Source organism: Thalassiella azotivora (assembly GCF_054781695.1).
Genome location: NZ_BAAGTX010000016.1, coordinates 90,317 through 106,465 on the forward strand (window position 1 = coordinate 90,317; position 16,149 = coordinate 106,465).

At 74.8% G+C, this 16,149-nt stretch carries 16 protein-coding genes and 1 pseudogene; 4 read left to right on the forward strand and 13 right to left on the reverse strand.

All coding sequences use genetic code 11. From position 1 onward, the window contains the following. Positions 1 to 2: 2 nt before the first annotated feature. The 8 genes from surE to ACYVQV_RS12570 form a co-directional block, all read right to left on the reverse strand. Complete coding sequence (gene surE, locus ACYVQV_RS12535; RefSeq protein ID WP_461023631.1) at positions 3 to 752, reverse strand: 5'/3'-nucleotidase SurE; 750 nt, start codon at positions 750 to 752, stop codon at positions 3 to 5. 1 nt (position 753) lies between these two features. Next, positions 754 to 1,644: a 1-phosphofructokinase family hexose kinase gene (locus ACYVQV_RS12540; RefSeq protein ID WP_461023632.1), complete on the reverse strand. Its 891-nt coding sequence runs from the start codon at positions 1,642 to 1,644 to the stop codon at positions 754 to 756. 80 nt (positions 1,645 to 1,724) lie between these two features. Beyond that, complete coding sequence (locus ACYVQV_RS12545; RefSeq protein WP_461023633.1) at positions 1,725 to 1,937, reverse strand: DUF3072 domain-containing protein; 213 nt, start codon at positions 1,935 to 1,937, stop codon at positions 1,725 to 1,727. 61 nt (positions 1,938 to 1,998) lie between these two features. Further along, positions 1,999 to 2,637, reverse strand: a complete 639-nt coding sequence (locus tag ACYVQV_RS12550; RefSeq protein WP_461023634.1) for a VOC family protein — start codon at positions 2,635 to 2,637, stop codon at positions 1,999 to 2,001. 288 nt (positions 2,638 to 2,925) lie between these two features. Further along, positions 2,926 to 3,588: a hypothetical protein gene (locus tag ACYVQV_RS12555; protein WP_461023635.1), complete on the reverse strand. Its 663-nt coding sequence runs from the start codon at positions 3,586 to 3,588 to the stop codon at positions 2,926 to 2,928. A gap of 97 nt (positions 3,589 to 3,685) precedes the next feature. Further along, positions 3,686 to 4,552, reverse strand: a complete 867-nt coding sequence (locus ACYVQV_RS12560; RefSeq protein WP_461023636.1) for a phosphatase PAP2 family protein — start codon at positions 4,550 to 4,552, stop codon at positions 3,686 to 3,688. A 45-nt stretch (positions 4,553 to 4,597) separates the two neighbouring features. Beyond that, complete coding sequence (locus ACYVQV_RS12565) at positions 4,598 to 5,905, reverse strand: lycopene cyclase family protein (protein ID WP_461023637.1); 1,308 nt, start codon at positions 5,903 to 5,905, stop codon at positions 4,598 to 4,600. Then, positions 5,902 to 6,435 (reverse strand): MarR family winged helix-turn-helix transcriptional regulator, encoded by a 534-nt coding sequence (locus ACYVQV_RS12570; protein WP_461023638.1) that lies wholly within the window; start codon positions 6,433 to 6,435, stop codon positions 5,902 to 5,904. Before ACYVQV_RS12570 ends, ACYVQV_RS12565 begins: the two co-directional genes overlap by 4 nt. Before the next feature lie 89 nt (positions 6,436 to 6,524). Here ACYVQV_RS12570 and ACYVQV_RS12575 point away from each other — a divergent pair, with 89 nt between their 5' ends. Further along, a complete protein-coding gene (locus ACYVQV_RS12575; protein WP_461023639.1) occupies positions 6,525 to 7,793 on the forward strand; it encodes an NAD(P)/FAD-dependent oxidoreductase in 1,269 nt (422 codons plus the stop codon). Between the two features lie 43 nt (positions 7,794 to 7,836). Here the strand turns inward: ACYVQV_RS12575 and ACYVQV_RS12580 are convergent, their stop codons facing one another. From ACYVQV_RS12580 to ACYVQV_RS12600, 5 genes are all read right to left on the reverse strand, one after another. Next, the gene (locus ACYVQV_RS12580) at positions 7,837 to 8,322 is read right to left on the reverse strand and encodes a GNAT family N-acetyltransferase (protein WP_461023640.1); all 486 of its coding nucleotides are present in this window, start codon (positions 8,320 to 8,322) and stop codon (positions 7,837 to 7,839) included. Between the two features lie 57 nt (positions 8,323 to 8,379). Next, complete coding sequence (locus tag ACYVQV_RS12585) at positions 8,380 to 8,568, reverse strand: hypothetical protein (RefSeq protein WP_461023641.1); 189 nt, start codon at positions 8,566 to 8,568, stop codon at positions 8,380 to 8,382. 160 nt (positions 8,569 to 8,728) lie between these two features. Then, positions 8,729 to 9,391, reverse strand: coding sequence for a bifunctional 4-hydroxy-2-oxoglutarate aldolase/2-dehydro-3-deoxy-phosphogluconate aldolase (gene eda, locus ACYVQV_RS12590; protein WP_461023642.1), 663 nt, complete (start codon positions 9,389 to 9,391; stop codon positions 8,729 to 8,731). Beyond that, positions 9,388 to 11,310, reverse strand: a complete 1,923-nt coding sequence (gene edd / locus ACYVQV_RS12595) for a phosphogluconate dehydratase (RefSeq protein ID WP_461023643.1) — start codon at positions 11,308 to 11,310, stop codon at positions 9,388 to 9,390. The genes eda and edd overlap by 4 nt, the downstream gene beginning before the upstream one ends. Positions 11,311 to 11,460: 150 nt before the next feature. Continuing rightward, on the reverse strand, positions 11,461 to 12,744 hold the full coding sequence (locus tag ACYVQV_RS12600) for an endonuclease/exonuclease/phosphatase family protein (RefSeq protein ID WP_461023644.1): 1,284 nt from the start codon (positions 12,742 to 12,744) through the stop codon (positions 11,461 to 11,463). A 213-nt stretch (positions 12,745 to 12,957) separates the two neighbouring features. Here ACYVQV_RS12600 and ACYVQV_RS12605 point away from each other — a divergent pair. The 3 genes and pseudogenes from ACYVQV_RS12605 to ACYVQV_RS12615 form a co-directional block, all read left to right on the forward strand. Continuing rightward, positions 12,958 to 13,590, forward strand: a pseudogene (locus ACYVQV_RS12605) (ATP/GTP-binding protein); the annotation flags it as partial. Next, positions 13,587 to 15,344, forward strand: a complete 1,758-nt coding sequence (locus ACYVQV_RS12610) for a type IV secretory system conjugative DNA transfer family protein (protein ID WP_461023645.1) — start codon at positions 13,587 to 13,589, stop codon at positions 15,342 to 15,344. The pseudogene ACYVQV_RS12605 and the gene ACYVQV_RS12610, both read left to right, overlap by 4 nt. After that, on the forward strand, positions 15,337 to 15,792 hold the full coding sequence (locus tag ACYVQV_RS12615; protein ID WP_461023646.1) for a DUF4913 domain-containing protein: 456 nt from the start codon (positions 15,337 to 15,339) through the stop codon (positions 15,790 to 15,792). Before ACYVQV_RS12610 ends, ACYVQV_RS12615 begins: the two co-directional genes overlap by 8 nt. Positions 15,793 to 16,149 lie beyond the last annotated feature (357 nt).

Consider the following 16,149-nt stretch of genomic DNA (forward strand, 5'->3'; position numbering starts at 1 on the left):
GGTCAGCGCTCCAGGCCCGACAGGTCGACGCCGGGTACCTCGCAGGGTCCGCGGAGGATCGTCGCCGTCGCCCAGCCGCCGGCCGCGAGCGCGGCGTCCGTGCCGTCGTCCTCGACCGCCTCGATCTCGGTGAACGTCATCGTCACGAACCGGTCCCCCCGGTCGGCGACCTCGGCCTGCACCGCACCGAACGACGCGAGCGGGGCGGACCGCACTCCACGCAGCTCGCCCGGGGCGACGTCCGGGACGTTGAGGTTGAGCACCGTCCCCGGGACGCCGTGCTCGGTGACCCAGGCGAACCCCTCACGGGCCACCTGGGCGGCGGTGTCGAACCGCTGCGGGGCGGAGCCGGTGAGCGAGACCGCCATCGCCCGGCAGCCGAACGTCGACGCGGTCAGCGCCGCGCCGACGGTGCCGGAGTGCAGGACGGCGTGACCGGTGTTGGGTCCGTGGTTGATCCCGGAGACGACGAGCTCCGGGACCCGACCGAACGCCCCGTGCATCGCGGCGAACACGATGAACGCCGGTGACGCCTCGACCCCGACCGCGGCGACGTCGAGACCGTCCAGCTCGTGCTCGGCGACGGCCAGCAGCCCGCCGGGACGCAGCGCCGTCAGGGAGGCGCTGGTACCGCTCTGCTCCTGGTGCGGCGCCGCCACGATCACCTCGTGCCCGGCGTCCGCCACCACCTGCGCCAGCGCGCGCACCCCCTGCGCCGCCACCCCGTCGTCGTTCGTGACCAGGACCCTCACGTCACCCTCCTCCTGCCTCGGCTCGTCGCACCTCCACGCCCGGGGTGAGCGCCTCCACGTCCTCGCGCTCCCCCGTCCCCAGCCCGTGCCGGGTCACGTTCAGGGCCCCTGCGGCCACGCCGAGCCGCAGGGCGTCCACGGTCGGCAGGCCCCGCGCCAGGCCCACCGCCAGACCGGCCGTCATCGAGTCGCCGGCACCGCTGGTGTCCACCGCCTGGAGGCGGGGCGCGGACACCTCGAGCACCTCCCCGTCGACCAGGGCGATCGTCGGCTCGGCGCCGCGCGAGACGACGACGTGCGTCGCGCCTGCACCGGCGAGCTCCCGGACGGCGGCCACGACGTCCGCGGCGTCCCCCGACCGGGCGCGCCCGTCGGCGACGAGCTCCTCGTGGCTGACCTTGAGGACCGTCACGCCGCCGGCGAGGACGGCGGCCAGGGCGTCACCCGCGACGTCGGCCACGACGACCGTCCCGGCGGCGGCGAGGTCGACGGCCCACCGTCGGTGGACGTCGGTCGGCAGCTCACCGGGCGAGCGGACACCGGCCAGGACGGCGACGTCGGCGTGCAGCGCCTGCGTCAGCGAGGCCGCGTACAGCGTGTCGACGTCGTGCCGGGTCAGGGACTGCGGCGGCATCTCCGCCACGGTGCGGCGCTCCCCGCTGCGGCGGTCGTGGACGTAGACGCCGTTGGGCGCGGACGTCGGCGTGATCCGCAACCGCACCCCCTCGCGCTCGACGAGGGCACGCAGCACGTCACCCGGCTCGCCACCGAGCGCGGCGCAGAGGGTGACGTCGGCACCGAGCGACGAGACCATCCGAGCCACCCAGAAGCCCTGGCCGCCGGCGTGCAGGTGCACCTCGTCCGCGTCGTCCGCGGCCGCCTCGACGGTCACCGTCAGGACCGGCGTCCCGCCCAGGACGCACACCCGCGGCCGGGCGTCACCCGCCCCGGTCGCCCGCCCCGACGCCACGGTCAGTCCGCGGCTGAGCCGCCGGTCCGGCCGGAGCGCTCCTGCAGCCGGTCGATCACCTTCGACGCCTCCGCCTTCGTCAGCTGCCCGGGCACCTCCTCACCCGCCTCACGGGCGAGGGTCTCCAGGTAGCTGCGCTGGGCAGCGGTCATCGGCTCGTCGCCGGTGGTCCAGTCGTCGGGGTCCTTCTGCGCGTTCTCGCTCACCCGGACCACCCTGCTACCGAACCGCCGACGCGACCACTCGTCGGCGGACCGCACGCCGAGGACGCCGGTGTCAGATCCGGACGGTGCCGTTCGTCGTCGCGAAGGACACCGACATGACGCCGGGTGTGCCGTGCGGGGCGATGAACTCGAACTCGAGCGTGTCGGGGGTGAAGTCGGGGTCCAGCCCCAGCCAGTCGCGCACCCGGTCGGGGTCGCCGGCGATCTGCAGGCCCTGCAGCCTCACGTCCGTGCCGCCGCCGCTGGAGGGGTGCAGCTCCGGTCCGGTCTCCCACCTGATGAGGAACGGCAGCTGCGGGTCCGCGAGCAGGCCCTTCACGCCGATCTGCCGCCAGCGCAGCTCCACGCCGTCCGGGCGGTGCCGGTTGCCCGGGACGGCCTCGCGGCCGAGCTTCGCCTCGATCGGCGCGAGGTCCTCGACGGCGACGACCCAGCCCATCCACCCGCCACCGTTCTCGCAGCGGCCGCGGACGGCCTGACCGAACGGGGCGTTGTACGACGCCGGGTGCTCCAGGGGTTCGACGACCTCGACGTAGCGGCCGTCGGCGAGGGGCAGGACGACGTTCACCGTGCCGAACCGCGGGTGGTTGCCGCCGTCCACCGGGTCGATGCCCAGTGCCGAGCCGATCCGCTTGGCGGTGGCCCACAGGCCGTCGGACTCCGCGGCGTACGAGACGTGGTCCAGGCGCATGCGCGCATCGTGGCACACGGGCCGTGACGGGCCTCACCCGGCCGTCACCACCAGACGGCGAGCGCCACGGACCGTCACCGGATGACTGCGGTGGGTCGGTGGAGCCGTCACCGACCGGAGCGGTCCCCTCGCCGACGACCGCACCTTTCCACCCACCTGAGACCCAGACGGGGCCCACGACCGCACCTTGTCGGAAAGGTGCTGTCAGGGGCGGGACCGCGGCCGCAAGTTGGTGGAAAGGTGCGGTCAGGGCGGGCACCCAGACCGCAGGGTGGTGGAAAGGTGCGGTCAGGTGGTGAGGGTGGCGCGGAGCACCCGGTGGGCGACGAGCACGACGAGCGCCGCGAGGACGACGGGCGCGAGGTACGGCCCGGCGGCCGGCCCGGGCGCCTGCAGCCCGGCGCCGACGACGGCCACGAGCACGGCCACGACCCCACCGGCGGCCCCGGTGCGCAGACCGGCGTGCAGGCCGCGCAGGGCGGTCGCGTCGGTGACGGCGCGCCCCCGGCGGAGCCGGGCCAGCGGGCCGGGGACCGCCGCGGCGACCACGGCCGCACCGGTCAGGCAGGCCACCAGCACCGGCCAGGCCGTCGCCGACTCCGGTGCGGGGACCACGCCCGCGAGCACCCCGACCGCCCCCGCCGCCTGCACGGCGGCGACCAGCAGGCCGAGGACGACGAGGCCCGCGGCCGCCCGGGCCGGGCCGCGGTTCGCCGCGGGTGCCGGGCCGGTGGGCCGGTCCGTCTGGGCGAGGACGGCGAGCACCGCGGCGGGTGCCCACACGACGAGCGTGGCGGCTCCGACGACGGGTTCGGTGGCGGCGTCCAGGACCCGCACGGCGGCGTCACCGGCCCCCGCGGTGCGCGGCGCGCCGACCGCAGCGAACGCGTTCCCCGCAAGAGCCGGCGCGGTGGCGACGAGCAGGCCCGTGAGTGGTGCGGTGTGCGGCACGACGGCCTCCAGGCTGGCCGTCCCGGGACCGGCGGGCCGGCTGCCCGCTGGGCGGTCCGGGACGTGCCGACCAGCCTGCTCGCGTGCGCGCCCCGGGTCAGTCCCGTCGCCCGCCGGACCCGGCCGGGGGTCCGCCGGTCGGCGGGGGTGGGGTTGTCCCCCGTCGTCGCAACGTCAACCACACCCGGTGCCCGGTGACGACCACCGACAGCCACGCCAGGCCCAGGGCCCACGCGACGAGCACGTCGGTCAGCCAGTGGTGCCCGAGGTACACCCGGCTGAGTCCCATCGTCGCAGCGAACGCCGCCGCGGCGGTCACCACGGCGAACCGGGCCCAGACGCCGTCGAGCCGGCGGACCACGACGTACGCGAGCACCCCGGCGACGACCACCGAGTTCAGCGAGTGCCCGCTGGGGAACGACGCGGACTCCTCGTACGGCGGGACGGCGTCGACGAGCGGCGGCCGGACCCGCCCGACGGCCGCCTTGCCGGCCACGGTCATCAGCAGGGAGCCCGCGGTCGCGACGACCATGAGGACGACAGGCGTGAGCCGTCGGCGCGGCCACACCGACAGCCCCAGGGTCGCGACCACGGCGATCACCGTCATGCCGACCGGCCCGCCCAGGTCGGTGTACGCGGTGACGAGCCGTTCCGTCGTGGGGGTGCGGGCGTCGACGGCGGCGTCGAGCAGCGGCCGGTCGAGCCCGGCGACACCGTCGGACTCCGCGACCGACTCGTACACCTCACCGGCGAGCAGGCCCATCACCGCGGCGAACCCGAGGCCGAGGGCCAGGGTCAGCAGCAGCGCCCACCGCGGCGTGGCCCAGCGGACCGCGGCCCCGGCTGCCGTGACGACCCACCGGCCCGCAGCCGTCGGCCAGTACGTGAGGTCCCGGCCGCCGACGTACTCCTCGTCCGGGTCGGGCCCCGCGGTGGGGGCGGCGGGCTCACCGGGACGTCGCATCCCACCCATCGTCGTCGAGCCGGCGGGGTCCCGCCCGGCGAGCGGTCAGCGCCCGCGCGCTGACCCGCGCAGTGACCCGCCCGGTGACCCCCGCAGCCGCCGCGCCGCCCGCAGGGCGACGGCCTCGGCGCCGGACCGGACCATCGTCACCGGCGGCGCGGTCGCCATCAGCGCCAGCTCCGCACCGAGCCCCGTCGCGCCGTCCAGGACGTCGAGGACCCGGGAGGTCGGGTTGCGCGCGAACAGCCGGGTGAAGAAGTCGGGGCCGTCGAGGTGGCCGGCGTCCAGGCCGCGGAGCATCGCGGCGTCCATCAGCAGGTGCCGGCGCGGGTACGGGCGCGGCGGGACCGGGTGACGCCAGTCCAGCAGGGCGCCGACGACGGCCGCGGCCTGGCGCTGCATGGTGCGGAACGTGTACCCGGTCGACGGCCGGGTCGCGCCGCCGGCGGTCCCGGCCAGCAGCACCCGCGGGCTGGTCCGCCGCCGGTGCACGGCGTCGGTCATGGGGATGACGCCGGTCTCGGTGTGCTCGACCTCGACCGGGGCGCCGGCCGCAGCCGACGGCAGCAGCGTGCGCAGGTACGCGTCCAGCGCCGCGCGGTACGCGGGTGCGTCGAGCACCGCCGCGGAGAACTCCGTGTACTCGACCAGGGCCAGCCGCGGCCCGAGCGGCAGGCAGTACCCGAACGACAGCCCCCGCTCGGGTTGGTCCGTGCGGAAGTCCATGAGGACCGGCAGGTCCGGGTCGAACGCGTCCACCGCGGTGCGCACGACGGCGCCGTGGAAGTGCTGCAGCAGGGTCGTGGCGCCGCCGCGGTGCGCAGGTCGGGGACGGGAGTCGACCACCCACGCGGCACGGACGTGGCCGCCCGGGGTGCGGACGGTGACGCCGTCACCGTCGTCGTCGACGGCGCTCGCCGACGGCAGCCGGACGACGTCGAGGGAGCCCGCCGCGGCGTGGACGGCGTCCGCGACGAGCCCGTAGTAGTCGGCGGACCGCAGCATGGCGTAGCGCAGGGGCGCGAGCCGCAGGACCAGCGGCACACCCACGGGCCGGCCCGCGGGCGCGGTGCCGGGCGCGGGGTGGACGAGCACCCGGTCCCAGCTCGCCGCGAGCGCCGCCTCCGCCGGGTTGCCCCCGCGGTCCCAGAAGCACCAGGTGCGGTCCTGCGGGCGCTCGGCCAGCCGGTCGACGTCGTCCACCAGCGCGACCCGCCACCGGCGGCCGGACGCGGGTGCGCGGACGGCCAGCTCGTGCAGCACGGTGAGCCCGGCACCTCCGACGCCGACGAGCGCCAAGTCGACGGGTGCCGGGTCGACAGCCGGGTCACCGGCCGCCGGGACCCCCGTCACCCGTCGGCGGCGCGGCTGCCGCCGGTCGCGTCGTCCTCGTCCGCGACGGCGAGCGGGGACGGCGAGCTCGCGTCCAGGCCGGCGTCCCCGATCGCGGTCAGGACCGAGCGGCAGATGTCCTCCAGGCAGGCCCGCTGCTCGGGGGTGATGGCGTCGAAGATGAACCGGCGGACGGCGCCGACGTGGCCCGGGGCGGCCGCCACGACGGTGCTCATCCCCTCGTCGGTGAGGACGGCGATGTTGCCGCGCCCGTCCTCCGGGGAGCGCTCGCGGCGCACCCAGCCGCGCTCCTCGAGCCGGGCGACGGCGTGCGACAGCCGGCTCGCCGAGGAGTTCGTGATCTCGGCCAGCTCGCTCATCCGCAGCGACCGGTCGGGGGCCTCGGAGAGCATCGCCAGGACGATGTAGTAGGTCAGCGGCATCCCGGCGTCCGCACGGGTCTGCCGCTCCAGGGCCTCGGGCAGCCTGCGGCTCATGGCGAGGTACAGGCGCCAGGTGCGCTGCTCGTCGTCGTCCAGCCAGCCGCTCACCCGCCCATCCTAGGGACGGGACGCGGTTTCGCCGGTCCGTCCCTACGCTTGCTGCTGCACGCACTCCCCCGAGGCAGGAGCACCGCGTCGTGGCCGTCAAGCCCACCCACCAGCAGGGACGCTCGTCCCGCCCGCGCGTCGTCGTGATCGGCGGGGGGTTCGCCGGCCTGTCGGCCGTGCGGGAGCTCAGCGTCGCCGACGTCGACGTCCTGCTCATCGACAAGAACCCGTACAACACGTTCCAGCCGCTGCTGTACCAGGTGGCGACGGGCGGGCTGAACCCCGGCGACGTGACGTACACGCTGCGCGCGTACTGCTCGCGGTTCCGCAACGCGGCGTTCCGGCGGGCCACCGTGACGGGGCTGGACCTGGAGAACCGGGTGGTGCACGTCGCCAAGGGCGAGGACGTGTCGTACGACTACCTCATCGTCTGCCCCGGCGTGGCGGCCAACTACTTCGGCGTCACCGGCGCCGAGGAGCACTCGATGACGATCTACTCGCGGGCGTCGGCGATCGCGGTCCGGGACCGGATCCTGTCGAGCGTCGAGGTCGCCGCGCAGGGGTTGGAGGACGCCCCGGAGCCGACCGTCGTGGTCGTCGGCGGGGGCGCGACCGGGGTGGAGATGGCCGGCGCGCTGGCCGAGCTGCGCAACATCGCCCTGCCCGCGGCGTACCCGGAGCTGCCGCTGGAGCGGGTGCGCATCCTGCTGGTGGAGATGACCGACACGGTGCTCGGGCCGTTCGACCGCCGGCTGCGCGGCTACGCCGCCAAGGCGCTGCGGAAGCGGGGCGTCGACCTGCGGCTGGGCACGTCGGTCAAGGAGGTCACCCCGACGTGCGTGGTGCTCGGGGACGGCGAGCAGGTCCCGGCAGCGGTGACGGTCTGGGCCACCGGGGTCACGGCGTCTCCGGTGGTCGGCGACTGGGGCCTGCCGACGGGTCGGGGTGGGCGGGTCGTCGTCGGCAAGGACCTGCGGGTCGAGGGCCACGACAACGTGTTCTCGGTCGGGGACGTCGCGGCCGACGGCCTGGAGCCGCTGCCGCAGCTCGCGCAGCCCGCGATCCAGGGCGGGCGGCACGCGGCGGTCCAGATCCGCCGGCTCCTCGCCGGGTCGCCGACGGAGGAGTTCCACTACAAGAACAAGGGCACGATGGCGACGATCGGTCGCAGCGACGCGATCGTGGAGATGCCGCCGGGCATCCGGCTCAAGGGCTTCGTCGCGTGGCTGGCGTGGGTGGTGCTCCACATCGTCACGCTCGTCGGCAACCGCAACCGGGTCGCGACGATGGCGAACCTGTCGGTGCGCTACCTGGCCTGGCCGGGCAGCCTCAACGTCATCACCGGCGACCCGCCGTGAGCAGCAGCCGCCGGGTCCGACGGCCGGGTCCGCGGCGACCGGCTCACAGGTCCTTGGCGTAGCTGCGGGACAGCGGCGAGCACGAGTAGTGGCCGAAGCCGGGGACCGCCTGGTACCCGGCGGACTCGTACAAGGCGATCGCCTCGGGCTGCTGCTGCCCGGTCTCCAGCAGGAGCCGCGTGTAGCCGAGGTCCCGGGCGCGCTGCTCGGCGGCCGCCAGCAGCAGGCGGGCCAGGCCCTGCCGCCGGTGCGCGGCCCGCACGTACATCCGCTTGAGCTCGACCTGCGCGGGTTCGCCGGGACCGCCGTCGTGCCGTCGCAGCGCCACGCACCCGGCGGGGTCGTCGTCCCGCAGCAGCACGAGGAAGGCACCGGTAGGTGGGGTGAACTCGTCGGGGTCGACGGGGGTCTCGTCCGGCCCGCCGTAGCGGACGACGAGGTCGGCCTGGATCTCGGCGACGAGCGGGGAGCCGAGGTCGTCGTCGTAGCGGGCGTCGACGAGCCGGACGCCGGTGAGCGCGTTCTGCACGGGCACAGCATGGGGCACGCGGGACCGGCGCGTCGTCACGGCGTCCTCAGCGACGCGTCACCACGCGGGCCGGACGGCCTCGGGTCGCTCGGGCAGGCGCAGCAGCCGCCCGGACGGCATGAGGAACCAGTGCCGGGACAGGCAGCGCAGCTTCACCAGGCCGCTGCCGTCGTCGCGGTGCGGCACGGTCTGACGCCACTCCACCTCGGCGGGTAGCCCGCACTCGGGGCAGACGGTGAGGTCCACGGCGCACCTCCTCGGGATCGGACGGTCGAGGAGCCGCGCCACCCGGGCGGTGATACCCCGTCACCTCCCCACCCCCGTGATCATGCAGAAGTGATCGCGGCGGGTCATATCTGCAAGATCACGGGGAAGTGGGGCAGACCGCAGGGTCAGTTCTGCAAGATCACGGGCGGGGTGGGGTGCGCAGGGCGCAGGCGGCGCGCGCCAGGTCGGTGACCCGGTCCCAGTCACCGGCCCGGACGGCGTCCCGCGGGGTGAGCCAGGACCCGCCGACGCAGCCGACGTTCGGCAGGGCAAGGTAGTCGGCCGCGTTGCCCGGACCGATCCCGCCGGTGGGGCAGAACCGCAGGTCCGGCAGGGGCCCGTGGACGGCCGAGAGGTACGCCCGGCCGCCGCTCACCTCGGCGGGGAAGAACTTCATCGCCTCGAGCCCGCGCTCGGCGAGCCGCAGCATCTCGCTGAGCGTGCTCGTGCCCGCGAGCACCGGGACGCCGGAGTCGAGGGCGGCGTCCAGCAGCCGGTCGGTCGTCCCGGGGGTGACGAGGAAGCGCGCGCCGGCCCGGCGGACGGCGTCCACCTGGTCGGGGGTGGTGACGGTCCCGGCGCCGACGAGCACGTCGGGCACCTCCGCGGCGACGCGCTGGATCGCGTCGAGGCCCGCGGCGGTGCGCAGCGTGATCTCGACGACCCGGACTCCGCCGGCGGCGAGCGCGCGGGCGAGCGGGACGGCGTCCGCGGCGTCGTCCACGACCACGACCGGGACGACGGGTGACACGTCGAGCAGGCTCGTCGCGGTGACCTCGGCGGGCAGGGCGGTGGCGGTCATCGGGAGGTCTCCTGCAGCTCGGGGAGGACGGGTTCGCTCTCGGGTCCACCGACGGTCTCGCTGACGATCTCGCCGACGGGGTCGCCCCACCCGGCAGCGAGGACGGACGCCCCGGCGTCGGCGGGTCCGACGGCGGAGCGGAACGCGGCGAACAGCTCGCGGCCGGTGCCGCGGGCGCGGTCCGGGCGGGGGGCGGCGGGTTCGCGGGCGTCCCACTCGGCGGGGTCGACGAGGACGTCGAGGCGGCCGTCGAGGGTGTCGAAGCGGACGACGTCGCCGTCGCGCAGCCGGGCGATGGGGCCGCCGTGCACGGCCTCGGGGGTGACGTGGATGGCGGCGGGGATGGCGCCGGACGCACCGGACATGCGCCCGTCGGTGACGAGGGCGACGCGGTGGCCGCGCTTCTGCAGCACCCCGAGGGAGGGGGTGAGGGCGTGCAGCTCGGGCATCCCGTTGGCGGCGGGTCCCTGCTCGCGCAGGACGACGACGACGTCGCGGTCGAGCTCGCGACGGGAGAACGCGGCGAGCACCTGCGCCTGGTCGGTGAACACCCGCGCGGGGGCCTCGACGACGCGGTGCTCGGGAGCGACCGCGGACACCTTGACGACGGCCCGGCCGAGGGTCCCGCGCAGCAGCCGCAGGCCGCCGTCCGGGGCGAACGGGTCGTCCGCCGGGCGCAGGACGTCGGGGTCGAGGCTGTGCGTCGGGGCGTCGTGCCAGCGCAGCCGGCCGTGGCCGTCGAGCTCGGGTCGCTGCCGGTAGCGGTGCAGCCCGGGGCCGGCGAGGGTGCGGACGTCGGCGTGCAGGAGGCCGGCGTCCAGGAGGGTCCCGACGAGGAACGGCGTGCCGCCCGCGGCGTGGAAGTGGTTCACGTCGGCGGTGCCGTTGGGGTACATCCGGGCGCACAGCGGGACGACTGCGGACAGCTCGTCGACGTCGTCCCAGGTCAGGTGGATGCCCGCGGCGGCGGCCATGGAGACCAGGTGCATGGTGTGGTTGGTCGACCCGCCGGTGGCGAGCAGCGCGACGACGCCGTTGACGACGGCCTTCTCGTCGACGACGTGCCCGATGCCGTAGGGGGCGTCGCTCGCCGCGATGCGGGCGACGCGGGCGACGGCCGCGTCGGTGAGGGCGTGCCGCAGCAGGCTGCCGGGCGAGACGAACGCGGCGCCGGGCAGGTGCAGGCCCATGACGTCGAGGACCAGCTGGTTGCTGTTGGCGGTGCCGTAGAACGTGCAGGTGCCCGGCGAGTGGTAGGACGCGACCTCGGCGGCCAGCAGCTCGGTGCGACCCGCTTCACCGGCGGCGTGCCGGCGGCGGACGGCGGCCTTCTCGGCGTTGGGCAGGCCGGACGCCATCGGCCCGGCGGGCAGGAAGGCGGTCGGCAGGTGCCCGAACGCGAGCGCGCCGGCGACCAGGCCGGGGACGATCTTGTCGCAGACGCCGAGCATCAGCGCGGCGTCGAAGACGTCGTGGGAGAGGGCGACGGCGGTGGACAGGGTGATGACGTCGCGGCTGAAGAGGCTGAGCTCCATGCCCGCGCGTCCCTGGGTGATCCCGTCGCACATGGCGGGCACGCCGCCGGCGACCCGGGCGACCGCGCCGATCCGCCGGGCGGTGGCCTTGATCTGCTGCGGGTAGTGCTCGTACGGCGCGTGCGCGGACAGCATGTCGTTGTAGGAGGTGACGACGCCGATGCTGACGGCCTCGTCACCGGTGAGCGCGGCCCGTTCGGCCGCCCCGCAGGCGGCGACGGCGTGCGCGAGGTTGCTGCAGCCGAGGTCGCTGCGGGTGGGGCGGCCGGCGCGTTCGGCGGTGGCGCGCTCGAGGGTGTCGAGGTACTCGGCGCGGCTGGTGCGGCTGCGTGCGACGACGCGGTCGGTGACGGCGGTCAGCACGGGGTGGGGGGACGGCGCCACGGGGGCCTTCTCTCGTCGTCCGGCCGGGTGGGTCGCACCCGGCGGTCGGGACGGACGACGCCGTCGGCGTCCGTGTGACGGCGCTCACGCTAGTGCAAGGTCTTGCAGCCGCGGTGTGTGTCTTGCAGTACGGACGGGTAGGAGGCGGGCTCAGCTGGGGCCGGCGCCCCGGTGACCGGGCACCCTCACGTCCACCCACACGAGCCGGTGGTCGGACGACGGGAACGGGAACGTCCCGGTCAGCCGTGAGAGCGGGTCGGCCTGCACCGGCCAGAACACCCCGGCGTCGACGACCCGGAGCTGGCGGGACGGCAGGACGTAGTCGGCGCGCAGGTTGCCCGGGGCGGGGTTGTCGTTGAAGTCCGCGGTGTCGTAGCGGGGGTCGCTGCGGTGGGTCAGGTTCGCCCCGCCCTGCAGGGCCGACGCCTCGACGGCTCCCGCGGAGGCGGGCAGCGGGTCGACGACGAACCGGTGGTCGAGCAGCTGGTCGATGGCGTCCGGGACGGAGTCGCCGTCCTGGGGGTCGCTGTTCTGGTCGCCGGCGACGACGAACGGGGAGCCGGGGCGCAGGCCGCCGCGCCGCCCCTGGTCGTCGTACACGTACGAGGCGGTGCGACCCGGGGAGACGTAGTCGGCCCAGAACCGGATCTCGTCGTGGTTGCGGCGGCCGTTGCGGTCCTCCGGACCGTCGAACGTCGGGGGCGTGGGGTGGGAGACGAGGAAGTGGACGTCGCGGGCGCCGACCTCGATCGGCACGTCCCAGTGGGACTTGCTCGACAGCCGGACGACGTCCAGCTCCTCGGCGGAGAACCAGTCGGCGGGCTCGGGCGTCGACGGGTCGTCAGGGAGGAGGGCGCCAGGCACGTCCTTCCACAGGAAGTGCTGGAACGTGCGCACGTCGTCGGTGGCGATCGGGTACCGGGACAGCACCGCCATGCCGTACTGACCGGGGAACAGCCCGAAGCCGAACGCGTCGTCGCCGCCGCCGACCGTGCCGTCGTTGTTCAGGTCGTAGCCGCTCGGGATCCCGGTGTTCGACGGCGCGACGAAGGCGTACGGGTAGTCGATCGGGTCCGCGCCGCCCTGGCCGACCTCGAGGTAATTCTGCCGGAACAGGTCGACCGCCACGTCACCGGGTACGTAGTCGAACTCGTTGAGCAGCAGCACGTCGGGCCGGGTGCGCTGGATGATCTCGGCCACGGCCTGCGCCTGCTCGTCGTCCGGGGTGGACAGGTCAGCGACGAGCTCGCCCTCGGCGGCCCGGTTCAGCGACGCGTTGAACGTGGCGAACCGGACGGGCTGCGGCGCCCCCGAGACCGGTCGGCTGTCGGCCCGCTCCGGCGCCGCGGCGGCCGGCGTCCCCGCGAGCAGACCCAGCGCCAGGGCCGCCCCGGCGGCGCAGGCGACGGCGGTGGTCGGACGTGGACGGCGCATGGCGTACCTCCCGGTCGACGGGTCCGGGACGCAGGGGCGGGAACCCGGACGCGCGCCATCCTGACTCTGGTCGCGGCACCTGTCCACGGTTCACGGATGGAGGTACAGAGGACATAAGGCCACAACCGGGTGTCTTCGCAGCCCTCGGGGCTGTCCTAGCTCGTCGAACGCCACCGGCCGGTGGCGGCGCATCCGACCGGTCACCGCCAACGCCTGGCCGACGCCGGCCTGGAGCCGCGCCGGCACTACCTGGTCGTGATGGACGAGCTGTGGCGGGCGCTGCGCGCCGGGCGGGGGATCGTCGACCACGTCGACGTCCTGACCCGCCTGAACCGGGGCAAGGGCGTCGGGCAGGTGATGGTCTCCCACACCATGAGCGACCTGCTCGCCCTGCCCACCGAAGAGGACCGGATGAAGGCCCGCGGGTTCGTCGAGCGCTCCGGCATGGTCATCTGCGGCGGGCTGCCGTCCGCGGAGATGCCGATGCTGCGCTCCGCGGTCACCCTCTCCCGCGCGGAGGAGGAGCTGCTGGTCGGGTGGCAGGACCCACCCGCCTGGGACCCGGTTTCCGGCGCGGACGCCGAACCCCCCGGCCGCGGGAAGTTCCTGATCAAGGTCGGCGGGAAGTCCGGAATCCCGGTCCAGGTCGCGCTGACCTCGATCGAGCGGGACCTGCAGATCAACGACACCAACAAGCTGTGGCACGACGTCTCCCGAATCGGGCAGGTCAGCGACCTGCCCCCAGTCGACGACGAGCTCGACGCCGCGCAAGCCGCCGGCACCAGCGCCGGCGCTGGTGTGAGCGGGGGAGTGGGCGTGGCCGGTAGTGGCGGTGCAGTGCGGTGAGCTCGACGTCGCGGCGGTCCTCCGGTCCCGGGATCGACCCCGGCACGGTGGCGCTGTGGGTCGCGATCGTCGCCGTGGTCCTGGTGCTGGGGACGGTGTGGGCCGCGGTGCACGTCGGCAATGCCCTGGCCGGCGGCCCGCAGGTGGTGCCGGCGAACCCGTTCGAGGTGCTCTTCGGTCTGCTCGGCGGTGACTTGACCTGGCCGGCCCCCGCCACGTGGGTCGCCGCCGGCATCGGCGTGGCCGTCGTCGTGGCCGGCGCGGTGGCCGGCCTGGGAGTGCGCCGGTGGCGGTCGGGCCGTTCCCGCGTGGATCGGGCCGCGGCGCACATGGGCCGCCGCACTGACCTGGCCGCGCTGGGGGAGCGGGGGGCGATGGCCACCGCGACCCGTCTCGGGGTTCCCACCCCGGGGTTGCCGCTCGGCCGTGCCGTCGCCGGCGGGGGCGTGTTGTACGGGTCGTGGGAGGACGTCTCGGTCGACATCTGGGGCCCGCGGACCGGTAAGACCACCTCCCGGGCGATCCCCGCGATCCTGGCCGCCCCGGGTGCGGTGCTGGCCACCAGCAACAAGCGGGACCTGGTCGACGCCACCCGCGGCCCCCGCGCCAGCGCCGGGCCGGTGTGGGTGTTCGACCCGCAGGGCATCGTCGACGAGGCACCGTCCTGGTGGTGGAACCCGCTGACCTACGTCACCGACGAGGTGAAGGCCTCGATGCTGGCCGACCTGTTCGCCGCGGCCGCCCGTGAACCCGGCGCCCGTACCGATGCGTTCTTCGACTCCGCGGCCAAGGACCTGCTCGCCGGACTGCTGCTCGCCGCGGCGGTGGCCGGGCGGCCGCTGACCCAGGTGTACCTGTGGCTGACCGACCCCACCGACGACGAACCCGTCGCCCTGCTCAAGACCGCCGGGTACCCGCTGCCGGCGGCCGCGGTCGCCGGCGTGGTCAACGCACCGGAGAAGCAGCGCGGCGGGGTGTACGGCACCGCCCAACAGGTCGCCTCATTCCTGACCAACCGGCAGGCCACCCGCTGGGTCACACCCCCCGACGCCGGAGAGCACCGCGCAGAGTTCGACCCCGCGGCGTTCGTCCGCGACGGCGGCACCCTGTACAGCCTGTCCAAGGAAGGCCGCGGGTCCGCCGGCCCCCTGGTGACCGCGCTGACCGTCGCCGTCACCGAGGCCGCCGAGGAGCACGCCAAGCGCTCACCCGGCGGCCGGCTGCCCGTGCCGATGGTCGCGGTCCTGGACGAGGCCGCGAACGTCTGCCGGTGGCGCGAGCTGCCCAACCTCTACAGCCACTACGGCTCCCGCGGCATCGTGATGATGACGATCCTGCAGTCCTGGTCCCAAGGCGTCGAGGTCTGGGGACGCGACGGCATGCGCAAGCTCTGGTCCGCCGCCAACATCAAGATCTACGGCGGCGGCGTCACCGAGGTCGAGTTCCTCTCCGAGCTCTCCCAGCTCGTCGGCGACTTCGACCTGCACCAGGTCTCCACCACCCACGGCAAGGGCGGGCGCTCCACCAACCGCTCCACCCGCCGCGAGAAGGTCCTCGACGTTGCCGACCTCGGCTCCCTCCCCAAGGGTCGCGCCCTGGTCATCGCGTCCGGCACCCGGCCGACCCTGATCCAGACCACTCCCTGGATGGCCGGCCCACATGCGGCAGCCATCCAGGCCTCGATCCAACGCCACGGTCCGGTGGTCACCGCGGTCGCCGGGCCCGCCTCCACGGGAGGGATGCGCAGTGTCTGAAGTCTTCGCCTCCGACGTCGACGAGTGGGCAGACGACGAGCAGACCACCCAGGCCGACGAGCCCGAGCCGGCGCAGCTGTACTACCCTAACGTCGAGGTCTTCGTCACCGAGCAGCTCGCCCCGATGTACCGGCGCCACCTCGACGGCCGCAACCGCACCTGGTGCCCCCAGTGGTGGCGCCACGCCGAAGCCATCGCCCGCCTCGAAGCCCTCTGGCGCGCCTGGGAACACCTCCGCCACGACCCAGCCCTCGGCATCTCCATCTGGTTCCGCGACCACGCCGACCACCACATGACCGTCCTGCTCGACCCCGACGGACCGTTCAAGGGCTGCTCACACGAGAAGGGACACGCCTCTCGCAGCGAGCCGCTTCCTCTCGAGCACCCGCCGCCAGGGCTCTTCGCCAGGGTTAGCGCCGCCGCCGTTTCTCCGCGAAGCAGCACCTGAGCGCCAGCCCGAGCGGGGTGTGAAAAGTGAAGAGAAGGGGAGTCAACCTCCTCACTTCGAGCCCATCCTCTGCTCGCAGCAGGAGCGCCGAGCGGGAGCGCGCGGCGCACGGGTGAACCTCACCGCTTCTTTGGCCCGCAGTCGCCCGGCGCCGATGAGAATCGTGCTGGTTGCCGCCGCCTGGCGGCCCTGGTGGATGAGTGCGGGGGGTCGTCGGCTGTGCGTGGGTCGCTGCTGTCTGTGTGGGGTCGTGTGGTCTGGCTGTCGCGCGTCAGGATTCGTGGCAGGGCTGTTGTGTCAGTCCTGAAGGAGAATCCACGACATGGGAAGACCGCCTTCGATCCCGGCTGAGAAGAA